Below are 18,882 nucleotides of genomic sequence, written 5' to 3'. Positions count from 1 at the left end.
GGCACAGGCCGGACAGCAGGACGATTTTCAGGCGGATAGAGAGAGAGTCGAACATAGGGCGAACTCGCGAAGGGATGGAGTGTTGGCTGTGGGCCGATGTCGGCCCGGTTCGCCAAATCCATTCAGCGCCATTTAATGCACATCGGCGTAGGGCGAGGATGCATGATGGTGGCACCGACGAACGGTCATGGTTGAACGTTTGCGCAGGAAAACTCCCTGAAAAGGCCAGGAATTCAGGAGATTTTCGGCAGCGATTCCGGTCGCGACCACAGCCACAGATTGCCCAGGCTCATACCGGCAATCGCCAGGTAGATCGGCCAGCCGTGATCGAGCATGACCAGCATCAGCGTGGCGCACAGCAGCATGCTGACGGTGGCGCTGACCTTGGCCCGGCGGGCGATGATTTTGCCGTTGCGCCAGTTGCGCAGGAGGGGACCGAACAGCCGATGGTTTTCCAGCCAGGCACTCAGGCGCGGCGAACTCCTGGTCGCGGCCCAGGCGGCGAGGAGGATGAACTCGGTGGTCGGCAGGCCGGGAATCACGATGGCGATCAGGCCGATGCCGAGGCTGACATAGGCGAGCAGGCCGAAGAAGATTCGGGTGAGTTTGGAGGTGGAAAGGTGAGGCATAGGGCTCACGGATGGTCATTGAGGCTTGATCAGGATCTAGCAGACTTACTCTGTCCCCTGTGGGAGCGGGCTTGCCCGCGATAGCGATGTAACATTCAGCATCTCTGTTGAATGTTAAGCCGTCATCGCGGGCAAGCCCGCTCCCACAGGGATTGTGTTTCAGGCGGGTTCTGGGGTGTAAGCCTGTTCCAGCAGCACGGTGAAGCGGTTGAACGCAGCGACAGCGGCTTGCTCGATTTCAGCCTCTTCCTGAGCACTGAACGCCAACGAGTCGAGGGTTCTAACGAAGCTTTTCCAGCCTTCAGCGCGGCCGCCGGCCGGTTCGCCGAGGTGACGGGCGCCGAAGGTTTCACTCAGGCCCAGACCCACGGCACGCTTGATCAGGAACGCTGCGCCGAGCTTTGAGCCTTCCGAAACAAACAACCAGCCCAGCGCTTCGGCTTTGCCTGGATGCTTCACCGCGCCGGCAACCGGTGCCGGTACTTCGGTTACCAGATCCGCCAGGTCAGCCTTGGCCGCTTCGGCCCGGCAGCGCGCCGGCAGGTCGGGGACGATGGCCGTCAGCTCGGCATCGTTGTACAGCGACGCCAGTTCCGACTGGAACAGATACTGCGCAGCCACAAAACGGGCGAAGTTGGCTCGCGTCTCAAACGGTGCGTGGGCTTTGACCAACGCATCGAGTCTGGTGTGAGGCTCGTTAGTGATCTGATTCAAGCGTTGCGAACGCAGAGCTGGGCGTTGAGCAGTGTCCTGAGTGGTCATGAAATATCCTTGAGGAAAAGAGGCGCTTGGTAACGAGACGAATGGGGAGGCGCCGGACAGTAAAAAATCCTCACGTCGCGGCTGTTATAAAGCCGCGATGTGAGGTGGATTGGGTCAGATATCCCAGACCAGATTGACCGCGAAGTTGCGACCCGGTTGGGTCAGGCGATCCAGGTTGGCCGGGCTGAGCACGGCCGCTTCGCCGACGCTGTCGTAACCGCGCACGTCATCCCACAGCCAGTATTTTTTGTCGGTCAGGTTGTAGACGCCTGCGCTGACTGTCACATCGTCGGTGACTTTGTAGAAGCCGGTCAGGTCGAGCATGCCGAAGCCCGGCGACTTGAACTGGCTGCTCACGCCATCCGGCGACTTGAAGTTGCTGTCGTCGACCCGATCCTTGCGCTTGACCAGCGTCCAGCTGAGCAAACCGCCGTAGTTGTCCTGGTCGTAACCGAGGCCGAACACGCCGGTCAGCGGGTTGACGCTGTTGATCGGCTCGCCGGTGTCGTTGTTGCGACCGTAGGCGTAGGCCACCGAGCCCTGGGTGTAGAGACCTTGTGGGGCGCCGAACGCGTCGAGGTTCAGGCGGCCCTTGATCTCGGCGCCCTTGATGGTCGCGTGTTTGATGTTGTTGCTCTGGAAGGTCAGCTCGCTGTAACCCGGGGTGACCGCGTCCTCGTTGATAAAGTCGCGGTACTTGTTATAGAACACCGCCACATCGAACGAACCGGACTCGAAGTTGCCGCGCAGGCCGGTTTCGTAGCTTTTGCTTTTTTCCGGTTCCAGGTCCGGGTTCGGCGCCACGCTGTAGCCGGTGGTGGTGTTTTCGAAGCGCCCGTACAACGCCTTGGCGGTTGGCGTGCGGAAACCTTCGGCGTATTGGCCATACCAGGTGTACTGATCGGTCAGGGCATAGGTCAGGCCGAACTTGGGTGAAACTTTGTGCCAGGTCTTGTTCTCATCGCTCACGGTGCCGCGACCGTCGGCGGCCACGGTGTTGAGGAATTCCTGGGTGATGTGCGGCTTGAGCTGGGTGTAGTCGTAGCGCAGGCCCGGCAGGAAGGTCCACTGGTTCCAGCGGATTTCATCCTGGGCGAACAGGCTGTAGGTATTGATGCTCGGGTCCGGGAAGTCGCTGGATTTTCTCAGTACATCGGCCGCGCTGGTCGCGCCGATGGCCGTACAGCCGCGACCGACCGCCAGGCACTTGCCGTCGCCGCTGCGCGAGCCGGTGACTTTCTGTTGCTTGAGGGTGGTGCCGTAGGTCAGCAAGTGCTCGGTGTCCGCGATGCTGAAGGCTTTATCCAGTTGGGCGTCGAAGACCCACTGTTTCTCTTGGTAGATTGTGTCGCGAGTGCGCAGCACTCGTCGGGTGATCGGGAAATAGAATTCTTCGGTGCTCTGATCGGTTTTCGCGGTCTGGTGGTTCAGGCTCCACTTGACGTTGTCGGCCAGCAGGCTGTCGAGGGCGAAGCGGTGTTCCAGGCCGAAACGCTCACGGGTGATGGTGTCGTTACCGGTGCGCCACTGGTACATGCCGCCGGGCAACACGCTGTTCGGAATGGTTGGCTGGCCGTTGAAGTACGGGCCGCCGTAAGCGCTTTTCTGATCGGTGTCGCGGTCGTCCTTGTACTTCTCGTAGGTCAGGCCGAGGCGTGAATCTGCATTGTAGTTCCAGCCGATCTTGGCCAATACGTTGGTGGCGCGCACGTCTTCCGGGTTGGCGGCAGTGCGGTCCAGACCGGTGCCGTTGTTGCTGCCATAAGAATCGGTTTCGTGACCGTCGCGCTGGCTGTAATGCAGCAAGCCGTCGAACTGATCGGCACGGCCGGCGACGGTGGCGGACTTCAGCCAGCTCTCGTCAGCGGAGCTGTAACCGGTCTTCAAGCGAGCCCCGACGTCCTGGCCGGGCTTGATGATGTCGTCCGGGTCGAGGGTGAAATAACTGACGGCGCCACCGATGGCATTGCTGCCGTAGAGCACCGAGGCCGGGCCACGCAGAATCTCGACGCGCTTGATGATTTCCGGGTCGACGTAATTACGTTGGGTTTTGGCGTAGGGACCGTTGAAGAAACCGTTCGGAATCTCGACACCGTCGATTTGAGTCAGGATCCGGTCGCCATCGATGCCGCGAATGTTGTAGCCGCTGATCCCGCCGCGGGTCCCGGCACCGCCCACCGAGACACCCGGTTCGTAGCGCACCAGATCCTTGATGGTATTGACGTTGCTGCGGTCCAGCTCTTCGCGGGTGTGAACAGTGACGGTGCTCGGCACGCTGGCGATGCTTTGTTCCTGGCGGGTGGCGCTGATGGTCACCTGGGCCAGGTTGATCGCGCCATTGTTGCTGCGCTTCTCCAGCACGATGTTGTTACTGCCCAGTTTGCGATAGCTCAGGTTGGTCCCCACCAACAGGCGATCGAGGGCTTTTTCCGGCGGCAACGAACCGCGCACACCCGGCGAGGCCACACCGTCCGCCAGTTCGGCCGGCAAGCCGACTTGCCAGCCTGTCACCGCGGTAAAGGCGTTGAGTGCCGAGACCAGCGACTGCTGCGGGATGGCAAATGTGTAATCGCCCATGGTGCGGGTTGGCTGCTGGGCAGACGTGGCGGCCATCAACGGCGCGGTGCCGGCCATCAGGATGGCGGCCGTCAGCAGCGACAGCACGCGGGAAGGTGAAGAGGACTGGCGGGTATGGCGAGAGGACATCGATAGCGCTCCGTGTCGCACGAATCTTTATAGGTGCTGATTGGCATGTCGAGATGCGAATCAATTGCATTGGCTATAACGAGACGAACGAGCTTTCGCTATCGAGTAAAAATAATTCTCATTTAGTTTAGGATGACCAAGGCGGGGAATTCCTGCAGGCGTGCCGAGGTGATGTGAGCGAGGGAGCGGACTACGTCCAGCGGCTGGTCGAGCCGGTAATTGCCGGTCACGGCGACGTCGGCCAACTGCTCGTTGTTGTTGATAATCCAGCCCGGATAATAGCGACGCAGCTCCGCCAGCACCTGGTTCAGCGGGCAGTTCTCGAACACCAGTCGGCCCTGGACCCAGGCCAGGTCGGTGGCGGCATCGAGCTTGGCCGGGCGATCGAAACCGTTGGGGCCGATGCGCACGCTTTCTCCGGCGGACAAGCGAATTCGTGCGTCGTCGCGGGTCGCTCGCAAGTCGACATCGCCACGCTGCACCCGAACCTGTGCCACGCCGTCCAGATAACGCACGGCAAACGCGGTGTCGCGCACACTGGCCTTGACCGGTCCGGCATCGATTTCCAGTGGCTGGCCGCGGTTGGCCGGCACCTCGAAAAACGCCTCGCCCTGATACAGCCGGGCCACGCGTTGCTGATCGTTGATGGTGCTGGAGAACGCCGAGTTGGTATTGAGCAGGACTTTCGAGCCGTCCTCCAGTTGCAGACGCTGGCGTTCACCGACCACGGTCAAGTGATCGGCCTGGAGACGCATCGGCAGGTTGCTGAAGCTGAACAGGCCGAGGATCAACACGGCGGCGGTGGCCAGCGGTTTCCAGTGCGGGCGCAGGCGCGACAGCACGGTGACTTTCGGCGGCCGGTCGGCGAGGTTTTGTGCGCATTGCACCACTTGCGGGCCATCCCAGATCGCCTGGGCCTTGGCAAACGCTTCGGCATGCAACGGATCGGCGGCCAGCCAGGCATGGAACTGTCGGGCCTGTTCCTCGCTCGGACTGCCCAGCACGATCAGCCAGTCCAGCGCCTGGTCCATCGCGCTTGCGGCGTCCCGCGCCGGGGAGGGCAAAGGGGGGGCGGGGGGGGGCGGGGGGAGGCACTGGAAGCGTGTCCGTCACGGTGTTTCCTCGGCAGTGTCTGTGCACGGCTGTTTTATGAGTGAAGCTTGAAAGTGGGCAAGGGTAGCAAAGCCCGAAGGCCAGCGCAGGCGATCCCGGCAGGTAGAGAATAAACCTACAGACTCAGTCCCCGTTTAACCGTTCAGCGACGCCGATACAGATCGCCATGATCAGCTTCAGTTCTTTCTGCACGGTGCTCAATGAGACGTTGAGTTTTTCGGCGATCTCCAGATAACTGTGCCCGTGCAGTCGGCTAAGGATGAAAATCTGCTGCTGGCGATGGCTGAGTTCACTGAGGCTCACGTTCAAACGCTCCAGCAATTGTTCGGCATGGGCAGCATCCTCGGCGCTGCTGGCGGGGGCGGCGACGCTTTCCACCACGTCCAGTGGCACGTCGTCGAGCATCGTGCGCGACTGAATGCGCCGCGCACGCAAATGGTCCAGCGCCAGGTTGCGAGCGGTCTGGAAAACGAAGGGTTCAAGGTGATCGATGGCCCGTTCACTCAGCGCCCGGGTCACTCGCAGGTAGGTCTCCTGCAAGAGGTCTTCGGCGGTGCTGTGATTGTTGACCATCCGCTCCAGCGTGCGCAGCAGAGAGACTCGCTGGGCGATGAAGACGTGATTGAAGCGAGATTGACTCACGGGAGGACCTGATCCATTTCGAGCGAATGATAATGCTTATCATCCGTTCGAGTGGTCAAGTGCTGATTTGTGAAGCTGATTTGTGAAGGACTACGCTCGACCCAGCAGATAGGTCGCGTAATCGGGGATGCGGTGTTCGTGCGCCTGTTCCATCATCGGACTGCTGAGCAGGTAGTCGGCGCTGCATTCGTTGCAGGCAACCGGAATGTTCCAGACCGCCGCGACCCGCAGCAACGCCTTGATGTCCGGGTCATGCGGTTGTGGTTCGAACGGGTCCCAGAAGAACACCAGCATGTCGACCCGCTGCTCGGCGATGCGCGCACCGAGTTGCTGGTCGCCGCCCAAAGGGCCGCTGATCATGCTTTCCACCGGCAGATCCAGGCGTTGTTGCAATAACAAACCCGTGGTGCCGGTGGCGACCAGTTCATGTTGCGCGAGCTTGTCTTTCTGGCGCTCGGCCCAGTCCAGCAAAAACACCTTGCAGTGGTCATGGGCGACCAGGGCGATACGCTTGCGCGCCGCCATGGTCTTTTGCGTGAAGCTGATACCGATCATCGGTGTTGCTCCACGGTTATTCGGCGTTGCACAGCGCCAGGCAGTTATCGAGCATGCGGTTGGAGAAGCCCCATTCGTTGTCGTACCAGGCCAGTACCTTGAGCAGCTTGCCGCTGGACTTGGTGTGGTTGGCGTCGAAGATCGACGACAGCGGGTTGTGGTTGAAGTCGCTGGAGACCAGCGGCAAGGTGTTGTAGCCGAGAATCTTCGAGTGTTGGCTGGCTTCTTTGAGCAGCGCGTTGACTTCATCGGCCGACGCTTCGCGCTTGAGCTGCACGGTCAGGTCCACCAGCGATACGTTGATCACTGGAACTCGCACGGCCATGCCGGTCAGTTTGCCCGCCAGTTCCGGCAGCACCAGGCCGACCGCTTCCGCCGCCCCGGTCTTGCTCGGGATCATGTTCTGGGTGGCCGAACGGGCGCGGTAAGGGTCGGTGTGGTAGACGTCGGTCAGGTTCTGGTCGTTGGTGTAGGCGTGGATCGTGGTCATCAGACCGCTTTCGATGCCCAGCTCGCGGTGAAGCACCTGAGCCACCGGGGCCAGGCAGTTGGTGGTGCAAGACGCGTTGGAAATGATCTGGTGCGATTGGCGCAGAATGTCGTGGTTGACTCCGTACACCACGGTGGCGTCGGCGCCTTTGGCCGGGGCCGAGATGATCACTTTGCGCGCGCCGGCCGTAATATGCGCGGCGGCTTTGGCACGGTCGGTGAACAAACCGGTGCATTCAAACACGACATCGATTTTTTCCGCGGCCCAAGGCAGCTCGGCCGGGTTGCGAATGGCGCTGACTGCAATACGGTCGCCGTTGACGGTCAGGCTTTCCTGATCGTGCTGGACATCGGCGTCGAACGTGCCGTGAACAGTGTCGTACTTGAGCAGATGAGCGTTCATCGCGCTATCGCCCAGGTCATTGATGGCAACGATCTGCAAGTCCTGGCGATAGCCTTGGGTATACAGTGCGCGCAGGACGTTGCGGCCAATTCGGCCAAAACCATTGATTGCGATTCGAAGAGTCATTTAACAGGGCCGCCGTCGTTTTGTTGTTGGAATTACAAGATTATTCGCATAAAAATAGAAAACAAGCCTTTTTAATGGCAATATTTTGTTCAATCTACAACGAGTGACCTGAATCAACTGGTCCGACCGATCAAGAAAACCGTCTGTCATCCCATCGACACCGGCTCTTGCTCAGCATAGACAATCAGGTCGCCACATCCGTTAGCCTGGAGTTCTACACATGCATCCCCGCGTAATTGAGGTCACCGAACGGCTTATCGCCCGCAGCCGTGCAACCCGTGAGGCTTACCTTGCGCTCATTCGTGATGCAGCCAGCGACGGTCCGATGCGCGGCAAGCTGCAATGCGCCAACTTCGCCCACGGCGTGGCCGGTTGCGGCACCGAAGACAAAAACAGTCTGCGGATGATGAACTCCGCCAACATTGCGATTGTTTCGTCATATAACGACATGCTCTCGGCGCATCAGCCGTACGAAGTCTTTCCTGAACAGATCAAAAAAGCCCTGCGCGAAATCGGCTCGGTCGGCCAGTTCGCCGGCGGCACTCCGGCGATGTGCGATGGTGTGACCCAGGGCGAGCCGGGCATGGAGCTGAGCCTGCCGAGCCGCGAAGTGATTGCGTTGTCTACCGCCGTGGCGCTGTCCCACAACATGTTCGATGGCGCGCTGATGCTCGGCATCTGCGACAAGATCGTGCCGGGCCTGATGATGGGCGCGCTGCGTTTTGGTCATCTGCCGACGATCTTCGTCCCGGGCGGGCCGATGGTCTCGGGCATTTCCAACAAGCAGAAAGCCGACGTGCGCCAGCGCTACGCCGAAGGCAAGGCCAGCCGCGAAGAGCTGCTGGAATCGGAAATGAAGTCCTACCACAGCCCCGGCACCTGCACCTTCTACGGCACTGCCAACACCAACCAGTTGCTGATGGAAGTCATGGGCCTGCACTTGCCCGGCGCGTCTTTCGTCAACCCGAACACGCCATTGCGCGACGCGCTGACCCGCGAAGCCGCGCATCAGGTTACGCGCCTGACCAAGCAGAACGGCGACTTCATGCCCATCGGCGAAATCGTCGACGAGCGCTCGCTGGTCAATTCCATCGTGGCGCTGCACGCCACTGGCGGCTCGACCAACCACACGCTGCACATGCCGGCCATCGCCATGGCCGCGGGCATTCAACTGACCTGGCAGGACATGGCCGACCTCTCCGAAGTCGTGCCGACCCTGAGCCACGTCTACCCGAACGGCAAAGCCGACATCAACCACTTCCAGGCGGCGGGCGGCATGTCGTTCCTGATTCGCGAACTGCTGGAAGCCGGGCTGCTGCACGAAAACGTCAACACGGTGCTCGGCCACGGCCTGAGCCGCTACACCAAGGAACCGTTCCTCGATAACGGTGAGCTGGTCTGGCGCGAAGGCCCGATCGAAAGCCTCGACGAAAACATTCTTCGCCCGGTCGCGCGCGCGTTCTCGCCAGAAGGCGGCCTGCGCGTGATGGAAGGCAACCTCGGTCGCGGCGTCATGAAAGTTTCTGCTGTCGCTCTGGAAAACCAGATCGTCGAAGCACCAGCAATGGTGTTCCAGGATCAGCAGGATTTGGCCGATGCGTTCAAGGCCGGTTTGCTGGAGAAGGATTTTGTCGCGGTGATGCGCTTCCAGGGCCCGCGCTCCAATGGCATGCCTGAGTTGCACAAGATGACGCCGTTCCTCGGCGTGCTGCAGGATCGCGGCTTCAAAGTCGCGCTGGTGACGGACGGGCGCATGTCCGGTGCGTCGGGGAAAATCCCGGCGGCAATTCATGTCAGCCCCGAAGCTTATGTCGGCGGCGCTCTTGCGCGGGTGCAAGAGGGCGATATCATCCGCGTCGATGGCGTCAAAGGCACCCTGGAGCTTAAGGTGGACGCCGACGAATTCGCAGCGCGCACCCCGGCCAAGGGCCTGTTGGGCAATAACATTGGCAGCGGTCGCGAACTGTTTGGTTTCATGCGCATGGCCTTCAGCTCCGCAGAGCAGGGCGCCAGCGCCTTTACTTCTGCCCTGGAGACGCTTAATTGAAACTGGCTTTGGTCGGTGACATCGGTGGGACCAACGCACGTTTCGCGTTGTGGAAAAACCAGCAACTGGAAGCAATCCAGGTGTTGGCGACGGCCGACCACGCCAGCCCGGAGGAGGCCATTGCCCTCTACCTGAGCGGGCTTGGCTTGGCGCCGGGTTCGATCGGCTCGGTGTGCCTGTCGGTCGCCGGCCCGGTGAGTGGTGACGAATTCAAGTTCACCAACAATCACTGGCGGCTCAGTCGCAAAGGTTTTTGCAAGACCTTGCAGGTCGATCAACTGTTGCTGGTCAATGATTTCTCGGCCATGGCGCTGGGCATGACCCGCTTGCAGCCGGACGAGTTTCGCGTTGTGTGCGAAGGCACGCCGGAACCGTTGCGGCCGGCCGTGGTGATCGGTCCGGGCACGGGCCTGGGCGTTGGCACCTTGCTGGACCTGGGCGAAGGCCGTTTCGCCGCGTTGCCGGGCGAGGGTGGTCACGTCGATTTGCCTCTGAGCAGTCCGCGTGAAACCCAACTGTGGCAGCACATCTTCAATGAGATCGGGCATGTGAGCGCTGAAACCGCGTTGAGCGGCAGCGGTTTGCCGCGGGTCTACCGGGCGATTTGTGCGGTGGACGGGCATGAGCCGGTGCTCGATACCCCGGAGTCGATTACCGCTGCCGGTCTGGCGGGTGATCCGATTGCACTGGAAGTGCTGGAGCAGTTCTGCTGCTGGCTCGGCCGTGTCGCCGGCAATAACGTGCTGACCACGGGTGCGCGCGGTGGCGTGTACATCGTTGGCGGGGTGATTCCACGGTTTGCCGATTTCTTCGTTGAAAGCGGTTTCGCCCGGTGCTTCGCCGACAAGGGCTGCATGAGCGATTACTTCAAAGGCATCCCGGTGTGGCTGGTGACGGCGCCGTATTCCGGGTTGATGGGTGCGGGTGTGGCGCTCGATCAGGCCTGAAACCGAGTCGCCTTCATCGCGGGCAAGCCCGCTCCCACAAGGTTATGCGCACATTTTCAGAATGTAGATAATCCTGTGGGAGCGTGGCTTGCCCGCGATGAGGCCAGAACAGGCAACAAATTTCCAAGGTTCATCAGGCATAATCCGCCCAATTCAAACAACAAGGACGCCGCCCCGTGAGCTCAGTCAACAAGTCGATTTTGTTGGTCGATGACGATCAAGAGATACGCGAGTTGCTGGACACCTACCTGACCCGCGCCGGTTTCCAGGTCCGTACCACGCCCGATGGCGCAGGCTTTCGCCAAGCCATGAACGACGCGCCGAGCGATCTGGTGATCCTCGACGTGATGCTGCCGGACGAAGACGGTTTCAGCCTCTGCCGCTGGATCCGCCAGCACCCGCGCCAGGCGCAGGTGCCGATCATTATGCTCACCGCCAGCTCCGACGAAGCCGACCGTGTCATCGGCCTGGAACTGGGCGCCGATGACTACCTCGGCAAACCCTTCAGCCCCCGTGAATTACAGGCGCGTATCAAGGCCTTGTTGCGTCGCGCCCAGTTCGGTCAGGAGCGTTCCGGCGGTGAAGTGCTGGCGTTCGATGACTGGCGGCTGGACATGGTCAGTCACCGGTTGTTCCACATTGACGGCGAGGAAGTGATTCTCTCCGGGGCTGATTTTGCGCTGCTGAAACTGTTCCTCGATCACCCGCAGGAAATCCTCGATCGCGACACCATCGGCAATGCCACCCGTGGCCGCGATCTGATGCCGCTGGACCGCATAGTCGACATGGCGGTCAGCCGTTTGCGCCAGCGTCTGCGCGATACCGAGAAACCGCCGCGACTGATTCGTACCGTGCGCGGCAGCGGCTACCAACTGGCAGCCAATGTGGTTGCCAGCAATGGCCACTGAGTTTCTCCGCTCGCTCGCTGCCCGCGTGCCGATGCCACGTTCGCTGCTCGGGCGCATGTTGCTGCTGACCCTGCTGGCGGTGCTGTTCGCACAGGCGTTGTCGAGCGTGATCTGGGTCTCGCAACTGCGCGCCACCCAGCTCGAAGGCCTGGTCACCAGCGCCCGCAGCCTGGCGCATTCGATGACCGCCAGCGTCAGTTATTTCCGCTCGCTGCCGGTCGCGTTTCGGCCATTGGTACTCGACCAATTGCGCAGCATGGGCGGCACCCGGTTCGTGGTGACCCTTAACGACAAGCCCTTGGGCATGGAAGTGCTGCCGATCACCCCGCGCAAGGAAGCCGTACTCAAGGCTGTGGACCAGGTGTTGCGCGAGTCTCTCGGCCAAGACACGGATATCTCTGTAACCTTCGTCAGCCCCGAAGACCTGCGGATCTTCAACAGCGGGCTGAAGCTCGATGAATTGCCGCGCTCCTGGGCGCATTACGCGCTCACGCTGGAACCGGTGAACCCGCCGGTGCTGGTCACGCAAATTCAGATGGCGCCGGGCGAGTGGCTGTACATCGCATCCTTGCTGCCCGAGCCCTACACCAGTCTTGAAGAGCAAGGCCTGCCAGCGCAGCAAGTCTGGTTCATCGTACTCACCAGCGGCTTCTTGCTGTTGTTCATTGGCTTGCTGGTGCACTGGCAAAGTCGTCCGCTCAAGCGTCTGGCGCGAGCAGCGCGGGACATGTCCCTCGGTGCCGAAGTCGAGCCGGTGGCAGAGGGCGGCGGCAGTGAAGTGGTGGAAGTAGGCCGCGCGTTCAACGCAATGCGCGAGCGCATCAGCCGCTACCTGACCGAACGCAGCCAGTTGTTCAGCGCGATTTCCCATGACCTGCGCACGCCGATTACCCGCTTGCGACTGCGGGTCGAATTGCTTGAAGACGAACAGCTGCAAGCCAAGTTCGGCCGCGATCTGGATGAACTGGAGCTGTTGGTCAAAGGCGCGCTGCAATGCGTGAAAGACACCGACATCCACGAAAACATCGAACCGGTGGACCTCAACCATGTGCTCGATTGCCTGGTGGAACCGTACCTGGCGCCCAACGGCAATGGGCGCGTGACTCAACAGGGCCGGGCGTTGGCGGCGTATCCGGGCAAACCGCTGGCGCTCAAGCGTTGCATTGGCAACCTGATCGACAACGCGCTGAAGTATGGGCAGAACGCGCATTTGCACATCGATGACGACGAGAGCGCTTTCATCCTGCACGTCGATGACGAAGGGCCGGGCGTGCCGGAGCAACGGATGGAGCAGGTGTTCGAACCGCATTTCCGCCTGGCCGGGCAGCAGCAGGGTTATGGCTTGGGGTTGGGGATTGCGCGCAACATTGCCCATAGCCATGGCGGTGAGGTCAGCCTGCAGAATCTGCGTGAGGGTGGGTTGCGGGTGACGTTGCAGTTGCCTCGTTCGATCGATTGACACGGACCCTGTGGTGAGGGGATTTATCCCCGTTGGGTGGCGTAGCCGCCCCAAAAACTGCAATTGCGGTGTATCAGGTACACCGAGTGCAATGGTTTCACGACTGCTACGCAGCCGAACGGGGATAAATCCCCTCACCACAGGTCATCACCCGCCACAGACTCTGAGTAAATGTCACAACCCGGTGACATAACTCGCCCCCTTCGTTACAAGCCGGCCCCCGCCCGTTGTTTAGACTGCCCCCAGTCAAAACAACAAAAAAGGCACCCCATGGACACCTTCCAACCGGCGTTCAGCAGTTGGCTCAACGCACCTGCCCATCAGCAATGGCTCGCTGCCGAAGGCTTGCGCCTGCTCGCATTTGCCAAGGCTTCGAAGCTTGCCGAAGGCTTCGGTAACCTCGATGAAAAGGGCCGGCTGCCGGCCAACGCCCACGCCGAAACCATGAACACCGCACGCATGACCCACAGCTTCGCCATGGCGCACATCCAGGGCTTGCCGGGTTTTGCCGAGCTGGTCGATCACGGCATCCAGGCGCTCAGCGGCCCGTTGCGTGATGCCGAACACGGTGGCTGGTTTGCAGTGGCCCATCATCGCGATGGCAACACCGGCAAGGCCGCTTACCTGCATGCCTTCGTTGCGCTGGCCGCGAGTTCCGCCGTGGTCGCACAACGCCCCGGCGCCCAAGCGTTGCTCGATGACGCGATCAACATCATCGACACGCATTTCTGGAGCGAGGAGGAGGGCGCAATGCGCGAATCCTTCGACCGCGACTGGAGCGCTGAAGAAGCCTACCGCGGCGCCAACAGCAACATGCACGCCACCGAAGCCTTTCTCGCCCTGGCGGATGTCACCGACGAGCACCGTTGGCTGGTCCGCGCTCAACGCATTGTCGAGCGGGTGATCCATGGTCACGCCGCCGCCAACGACTACCTGGTGGTCGAGCATTTTGATCGCGACTGGCAGCCGCTGCGCGAATACAACCACGACAATCCGGCGGACGGTTTTCGCCCCTACGGCACCACGCCGGGCCACGGGTTCGAATGGGCGCGGCTGTTGCTGCACCTCGAAGCCGCGCGGGTTCAGGCCGGCATGCTCACGCCGGGCTGGCTGGCCACCGACGCGCAAAAACTCTTCGATCACAATTGCCGTCACGGCTGGAATATTGATGGCGCGCCGGGGATTGTCTACACCCTCGACTGGGACAACCGCGCGGTGGTTCGCCACCGATTGCACTGGACCCATTGCGAAGCCAGCGCTGCCGCCAGCGCGCTGCTTAAACGCACCGGCGATGAGCAATACGAAACCTGGTACCGGTTGTTCTGGGAATTCTGTGACAGTCATTTCATCGACCGTTGCGATGGCAGTTGGCACCATGAACTCGATCCGCAGAACCGCCCGAGCGCCGATATCTGGGCCGGAAAACCTGATCTGTATCACGCCTGGCAAGCTGTCCTGATTCCGCGCCTGCCACTGGCGCCGAGCATGGCCAGTGCCTTGGGGCAGTTGTCCCAGAGCGCTCCTGTGTAACCATGTGGTGACATTCACGCGTCCCTTCGTTACCTGCGAAGGGATGACTCCTGTTTAAAATCCTATGCAGCGCAAGCACCAGACTTGCATGCATAACAACAAGAAAGGTAATTCTAGATGAATGCGATTTCTCGCCTCGCTACTGTCATTTCTCTTGCCTCATTGCTTCCTATCTCTGCATTCCCTGTCAGTGCGCTTGCCGCCGATTCCAAAGGTTCGGTAGAAGTCGTTCACTGGTGGACCTCCGGTGGTGAAAAAGCGGCTGTCGATGTGCTCAAGGCACAAGTTGAAAAAGACGGTTTCACCTGGAAGGACGGCGCCGTTGCCGGTGGTGGCGGTGCGACCGCCATGACCGTACTCAAGAGCCGCGCCGTTGCCGGTAACCCGCCGGGTGTAGCGCAGATCAAAGGCCCGGACATCCAGGAATGGGCGTCTACCGGTCTGCTCGACACCGACGTCTTGAAAGACGCAGCCAAGACAGAGAAGTGGGACAGCCTGCTCGACAAGAAAGTCTCCGATACCGTGAAGTACGAGGGTGACTACGTGGCCGTGCCGGTGAACATTCACCGCGTCAACTGGCTGTGGATCAACCCGGAAGTCTTCAAGAAAGCCGGCATCGAAAAAGCACCCACCACCCTTGAAGAATTCTACGCAGCCGGTGACAAGCTGAAGAAAGCGGGCTTCATCGCCCTGGCCCACGGCGGCCAGCCTTGGCAGGACAGCACCGTGTTCGAAGCGGTAGTTCTTTCGGTCATGGGCGTGGACGGCTACAAAAAAGCCCTGGTCGACCTGGATAACGCTGCATTGACCGGTCCTGAAATGGTCAAGGCGCTGACCGAGCTGAAGAAAGTCGCGACCTACATGGACGCCGACGGCAAAGGCCAGGACTGGAACCTGGAAGCGGCCAAGGTCATCAACGGCAAGGCCGGCATGCAGATCATGGGTGACTGGGCCAAGAGCGAGTGGACCGCAGCCAACAAAGTCGCCGGCAAGGACTACGAGTGCGTAGCGTTCCCGGGCACCGACAAGGCCTTCACCTACAACATCGACTCCCTGGCGGTGTTCAAGCAGAAAGACAAGGGCACTGCTGCCGCGCAGCAGGACATTGCCAAGGTCGTGCTGGGTGAGAACTTCCAGAAAGTCTTCAGCATCAACAAGGGTTCGATCCCGGTTCGAATCGACATGCTGAACGACATGGGCAAGTACGGTTTCGACTCCTGCGCCCAGACCGCTGCCAAGGATTTCCTGGTGGACGCCAAGTCCGGCGGCCTGCAGCCGAGCATGGCGCACAACATGGCGACCACGCTGGCGGTACAAGGCGCGTTCTTTGATGTGGTGACCAACTTCATCAACGATCCGAAAGCCGATCCTGCGACTGCCGCCAAACAATTGGGCACGGCCGTCAAAGCAGCCAAGTAACCGCTAGCCGCGCAGGCCCCTGTGGGAGCGGGCTTGCTCGCGAAAGCGTCGTGTCAGTTCATACATAGTTGCCTGACACGACGCCTTCGCGAGCAAGCCCGCTCCCACAAGGGAATGCGTTTGTAATCCTTTTTCTTCGTACGGGATCTTCCCATGAGTTCTGTTGCTGTGTTCAGCAAGGCCTCGCCGTTCGATGCACTGCAGCGCTGGCTACCGAAACTGGTGCTGGCGCCGAGCATGTTCATCGTCCTGGTGGGCTTCTATGGCTATATCCTGTGGACGTTCATCCTGTCGTTCACCACCTCGACCTTCCTGCCGACTTACAAGTGGGCGGGCCTGGCGCAGTATCAGCGGCTGTTCGACAACGACCGTTGGTGGGTCGCGAGCAAGAACCTGGCCGTGTTCGGCGGCATGTTCATCGGCATCACCTTGGTGATCGGTGTGCTGCTGGCCGTGTTTCTTGATCAGCGCATTCGCCGCGAAGGTTTCATCCGCACCATTTACCTGTACCCGATGGCGCTCTCGATGATCGTTACCGGTACTGCCTGGAAATGGCTGCTCAACCCGGGCATGGGCCTGGACAAATTGTTACGGGACTGGGGCTGGGAAGGCTTTCGCCTGGACTGGCTGATCGACCCGGATCGCGTGGTGTATTGCCTGGTGATCGCTGCGGTCTGGCAAGCCTCGGGCTTCATCATGGCGATGTTCCTGGCCGGCCTGCGTGGGGTTGATCAATCGATCATCCGTGCCGCCCAGATCGATGGTGCGAGCATGCCGCGCATTTACCTGAAAGTGGTGTTGCCGAGCCTGCGCCCGGTGTTCTTCAGCGCCGTGATGATCCTGGCCCACATCGCGATCAAGAGTTTCGACCTGGTGGCGGCAATGACTGCCGGCGGCCCGGGTTACTCCTCCGACCTGCCTGCGATGTTCATGTATTCCTTCACCTTCAGCCGCGGCCAGATGGGCATGGGTTCGGCCAGTGCGATTCTGATGCTCGGTGCGATTCTCGCAATCATCGTGCCTTACCTGTACTCCGAGCTGAGGACCAAGCGCCATGACTAGTTTCTCTGCCAAACCTTCCATCAGCCTGAGTCGCATCGCGATCTACGGCGTGCTGATCCTGGCCGTATGCCTTTACCTGATACCGCTGGTGGTCATGCTGTTGACCAGCTTCAAGACGCCGGAAGACATCAACTCCGGGAACCTGCTGAGCTGGCCGACCGTGGTCAGCGGCATCGGCTGGGTCAAGGCCTGGGGCACGGTGGACGGGTACTTCTGGAACTCGATCAAGATCACCGTCCCGGCGGTGCTGATCTCCACCGCCATCGGTGCGCTGAACGGCTATGTGCTGTCGATGTGGCGCTTCCGTGGCTCGCAGTTGTTCTTCGGCCTGTTGCTGTTCGGTTGCTTCCTGCCGTTCCAGACCGTCCTGCTGCCAGCCTCGTTCACCCTCGGCAAGATGGGCCTGGCCAGTACCACCACCGGCCTGGTGTTCGTGCACGTGGTCTACGGCCTGGCGTTCACCACGCTGTTCTTCCGTAACTACTACGTCAGCGTTCCCGATGCGCTGGTGAAAGCCGCGCGGCTCGATGGTGCGGGTTTCTTCACCATCTTCCGCTTGATCATCCTGCCGATGTCCACCCCGATCATCATGGTCTGCCTGATCTGGCAGTTCACCCAGATCTGGAACGACTTCCTGTTCGGTGTGGTGTTCTCCAGCGGTGATTCGCAACCCATTACGGTGGCGTTGAACAACTTGGTCAACACCAGTACCGGGGCCAAGGAATACAACGTTGATATGGCGGCGGCGATGATCGCCGGGCTGCCGACCCTGCTGGTCTATGTGGTCGCAGGCAAGTATTTCGTGCGCGGGCTGACGGCCGGCGCAGTCAAGGGGTAATCATGGCTACGCTCGAACTACGCAATGTAAACAAGACCTATGGTCCCGGCCTGCCGGACACCCTCAAGAACATCGAACTGTCGATCAAGGACGGTGAGTTCCTGATCCTGGTCGGACCTTCGGGTTGCGGCAAATCGACCCTGATGAATTGCATCGCCGGCCTGGAAACCATCACCGGCGGCGCGATCATGATCGGTGACCAGGACGTCAGCGGCATGAGCCCGAAAGACCGTGACATCGCCATGGTGTTCCAGTCCTACGCGCTGTACCCGACCATGAGCGTGCGCGAGAACATCGCCTTCGGCTTGAAGATCCGCAAAATGCCCGCCGCCGACATCGAAGCGGAAGTGGCGCGGGTGGCCAAGCTGCTGCAGATCGAACACCTGCTCAACCGCAAGCCCGGCCAACTCTCTGGCGGTCAGCAACAGCGTGTTGCAATGGGCCGTGCCCTGGCGCGGCGGCCGAAGATCTACCTGTTCGACGAACCGCTGTCCAACCTTGACGCCAAGCTGCGCGTCGAGATGCGCACTGAAATGAAACTGATGCACCAGCGCCTGAAAACCACCACGGTCTACGTGACCCACGACCAGATCGAAGCGATGACCCTGGGCGACAAAGTGGCGGTGATGAAGGACGGGATCATCCAGCAGTTCGGCACGCCGAAAGACATCTACAACAACCCGGCCAACCTGTTTGTGGCGAGCTTCATCGGTTCGCCGCCGATGAACTTCATCCCCCTGCGTTTGCAACGCAAGGAAGGTCGTCTGATCGCACTGCTCGACAGCGGCCAGGCGCGCTGCGAATTGCCGTTGGGCATGCAGGACGCTGGTCTGGAAGATCGCGAAGTGATCCTCGGCCTGCGTCCGGAACAGATCGTGCTGGCGGGCAGCGAGCCGAACGGTTTACCGACCATTCGCGCCGAAGTCCAGGTCACCGAACCGACCGGTCCCGACACGCTGGTGTTCGTCAATCTCAATGAAACCAAAGTCTGCTGCCGCCTGGCACCGGACGTCGCGCCGAACGTGGGCGAGACCCTGACCCTGCAATTCGACCCATCGAAAGTGCTGTTGTTCGACGCCAAGACCGGGGAACGCCTGGGGGTGGCCGGTCAGCCAAAAGCCGAGAGCCACAGCGCCAACGTCGCTCAATTCAAAGGCCGCTGAAGATCAAAAACTGTAAGAGCCGGCTTTTGTGGCGAGGGGATTTATCCCCGTTGGACTGCGCAGCAGTCCCATTTTTTAGGGCCG

16 protein-coding genes are annotated in these 18,882 nt (G+C 60.7%); 9 read left to right on the top strand and 7 right to left on the bottom strand.

Annotated features, from left to right (window positions below; all coding sequences use genetic code 11):
- Positions 1-233: 233 nt before the first annotated feature.
- The 7 genes from ACA060_RS22190 to gap all read right to left on the bottom strand — a co-directional run bounded on the left by ACA060_RS22190 (position 234) and on the right by gap (position 7,425).
- Complete coding sequence (locus ACA060_RS22190) at positions 234-629, bottom strand: YbaN family protein (RefSeq protein ID WP_109634261.1); 396 nt, start codon at positions 627-629, stop codon at positions 234-236.
- A 159-nt stretch (positions 630-788) separates the two neighbouring features.
- Complete coding sequence (locus ACA060_RS22185) at positions 789-1,391, bottom strand: biliverdin-producing heme oxygenase (protein ID WP_109634259.1); 603 nt, start codon at positions 1,389-1,391, stop codon at positions 789-791.
- 114 nt (positions 1,392-1,505) lie between these two features.
- Entirely contained in the window at positions 1,506-4,097 is a 2,592-nt protein-coding gene (locus tag ACA060_RS22180; protein ID WP_497313207.1) for a TonB-dependent receptor, read from the bottom strand.
- Positions 4,098-4,219: 122 nt separating this feature from the next.
- Positions 4,220-5,128: a FecR family protein gene (locus ACA060_RS22175; protein ID WP_497313205.1), complete on the bottom strand. Its 909-nt coding sequence runs from the start codon at positions 5,126-5,128 to the stop codon at positions 4,220-4,222.
- A gap of 205 nt (positions 5,129-5,333) precedes the next feature.
- Positions 5,334-5,852: an RNA polymerase sigma factor gene (locus tag ACA060_RS22170; protein WP_109634254.1), complete on the bottom strand. Its 519-nt coding sequence runs from the start codon at positions 5,850-5,852 to the stop codon at positions 5,334-5,336.
- 90 nt (positions 5,853-5,942) lie between these two features.
- Entirely contained in the window at positions 5,943-6,407 is a 465-nt protein-coding gene (locus tag ACA060_RS22165; RefSeq protein ID WP_109634252.1) for a methylglyoxal synthase, read from the bottom strand.
- 16 nt (positions 6,408-6,423) lie between these two features.
- Entirely contained in the window at positions 6,424-7,425 is a 1,002-nt protein-coding gene (gene gap / locus ACA060_RS22160; RefSeq protein ID WP_010457403.1) for a type I glyceraldehyde-3-phosphate dehydrogenase, read from the bottom strand.
- A 220-nt stretch (positions 7,426-7,645) separates the two neighbouring features.
- On the opposite strand from gap, the gene edd reads away from it, so the two are divergent.
- From edd to ACA060_RS22115, 9 genes are all read left to right on the top strand, one after another.
- A complete protein-coding gene (gene edd, locus ACA060_RS22155) occupies positions 7,646-9,472 on the top strand; it encodes a phosphogluconate dehydratase (RefSeq protein WP_109634251.1) in 1,827 nt (608 codons plus the stop codon).
- Positions 9,469-10,419 carry a glucokinase gene (locus tag ACA060_RS22150; protein ID WP_109634249.1) on the top strand — a complete coding sequence of 317 codons (951 nt, stop codon included), beginning with the start codon at positions 9,469-9,471 and terminating at the stop codon, positions 10,417-10,419. Before edd ends, ACA060_RS22150 begins: the two co-directional genes overlap by 4 nt.
- A gap of 176 nt (positions 10,420-10,595) precedes the next feature.
- On the top strand, positions 10,596-11,327 hold the full coding sequence (locus ACA060_RS22145) for a response regulator (protein WP_109634248.1): 732 nt from the start codon (positions 10,596-10,598) through the stop codon (positions 11,325-11,327).
- On the top strand, positions 11,317-12,786 hold the full coding sequence (locus ACA060_RS22140) for an ATP-binding protein (RefSeq protein WP_109634246.1): 1,470 nt from the start codon (positions 11,317-11,319) through the stop codon (positions 12,784-12,786). Before ACA060_RS22145 ends, ACA060_RS22140 begins: the two co-directional genes overlap by 11 nt.
- Positions 12,787-13,056: 270 nt before the next feature.
- Positions 13,057-14,316, top strand: coding sequence for a D-mannose isomerase (locus ACA060_RS22135; protein WP_497313201.1), 1,260 nt, complete (start codon positions 13,057-13,059; stop codon positions 14,314-14,316).
- Between the two features lie 117 nt (positions 14,317-14,433).
- Complete coding sequence (locus tag ACA060_RS22130; protein WP_497313199.1) at positions 14,434-15,735, top strand: ABC transporter substrate-binding protein; 1,302 nt, start codon at positions 14,434-14,436, stop codon at positions 15,733-15,735.
- Positions 15,736-15,888: 153 nt separating this feature from the next.
- The gene (locus tag ACA060_RS22125) at positions 15,889-16,797 is read left to right on the top strand and encodes a carbohydrate ABC transporter permease (protein ID WP_010457390.1); all 909 of its coding nucleotides are present in this window, start codon (positions 15,889-15,891) and stop codon (positions 16,795-16,797) included.
- On the top strand, positions 16,790-17,635 hold the full coding sequence (locus ACA060_RS22120; RefSeq protein WP_109634240.1) for a carbohydrate ABC transporter permease: 846 nt from the start codon (positions 16,790-16,792) through the stop codon (positions 17,633-17,635). Before ACA060_RS22125 ends, ACA060_RS22120 begins: the two co-directional genes overlap by 8 nt.
- A 2-nt stretch (positions 17,636-17,637) precedes the next feature.
- Positions 17,638-18,798 (top strand): ABC transporter ATP-binding protein, encoded by a 1,161-nt coding sequence (locus ACA060_RS22115; protein WP_109634238.1) that lies wholly within the window; start codon positions 17,638-17,640, stop codon positions 18,796-18,798.
- The last annotated feature ends 84 nt before the right edge of the window (positions 18,799-18,882 follow it).

It is taken from the genome of Pseudomonas sp. LBUM1671 (assembly GCF_059695685.1).
This window is presented reverse-complemented; position numbering and strand designations above follow the sequence as displayed.

Bases quoted from the DNA above. Each gene is read 5' to 3' on its own strand.
- ACA060_RS22180 (WP_497313207.1), bottom strand. From the start codon at position 4,097: ATGTCCTCTCGCCATACCCGCCAGTCCTCTTCACCTTCCCGCGTGCTG.
- ACA060_RS22175 (WP_497313205.1), bottom strand. From the start codon at position 5,128: ATGGACCAGGCGCTGGACTGGCTGATCGTGCTGGGCAGTCCGAGCGAG.
- ACA060_RS22185 (WP_109634259.1), bottom strand. From the start codon at position 1,391: ATGACCACTCAGGACACTGCTCAACGCCCAGCTCTGCGTTCGCAACGC.
- ACA060_RS22190 (WP_109634261.1), bottom strand. From the start codon at position 629: ATGCCTCACCTTTCCACCTCCAAACTCACCCGAATCTTCTTCGGCCTG.
- edd (WP_109634251.1), top strand. From the start codon at position 7,646: ATGCATCCCCGCGTAATTGAGGTCACCGAACGGCTTATCGCCCGCAGC.
- gap (WP_010457403.1), bottom strand. From the start codon at position 7,425: ATGACTCTTCGAATCGCAATCAATGGTTTTGGCCGAATTGGCCGCAAC.
- ACA060_RS22140 (WP_109634246.1), top strand. From the start codon at position 11,317: ATGGCCACTGAGTTTCTCCGCTCGCTCGCTGCCCGCGTGCCGATGCCA.
- ACA060_RS22120 (WP_109634240.1), top strand. From the start codon at position 16,790: ATGACTAGTTTCTCTGCCAAACCTTCCATCAGCCTGAGTCGCATCGCG.
- ACA060_RS22165 (WP_109634252.1), bottom strand. From the start codon at position 6,407: ATGATCGGTATCAGCTTCACGCAAAAGACCATGGCGGCGCGCAAGCGT.
- ACA060_RS22115 (WP_109634238.1), top strand. From the start codon at position 17,638: ATGGCTACGCTCGAACTACGCAATGTAAACAAGACCTATGGTCCCGGC.
- ACA060_RS22135 (WP_497313201.1), top strand. From the start codon at position 13,057: ATGGACACCTTCCAACCGGCGTTCAGCAGTTGGCTCAACGCACCTGCC.
- ACA060_RS22125 (WP_010457390.1), top strand. From the start codon at position 15,889: ATGAGTTCTGTTGCTGTGTTCAGCAAGGCCTCGCCGTTCGATGCACTG.
- ACA060_RS22130 (WP_497313199.1), top strand. From the start codon at position 14,434: ATGAATGCGATTTCTCGCCTCGCTACTGTCATTTCTCTTGCCTCATTG.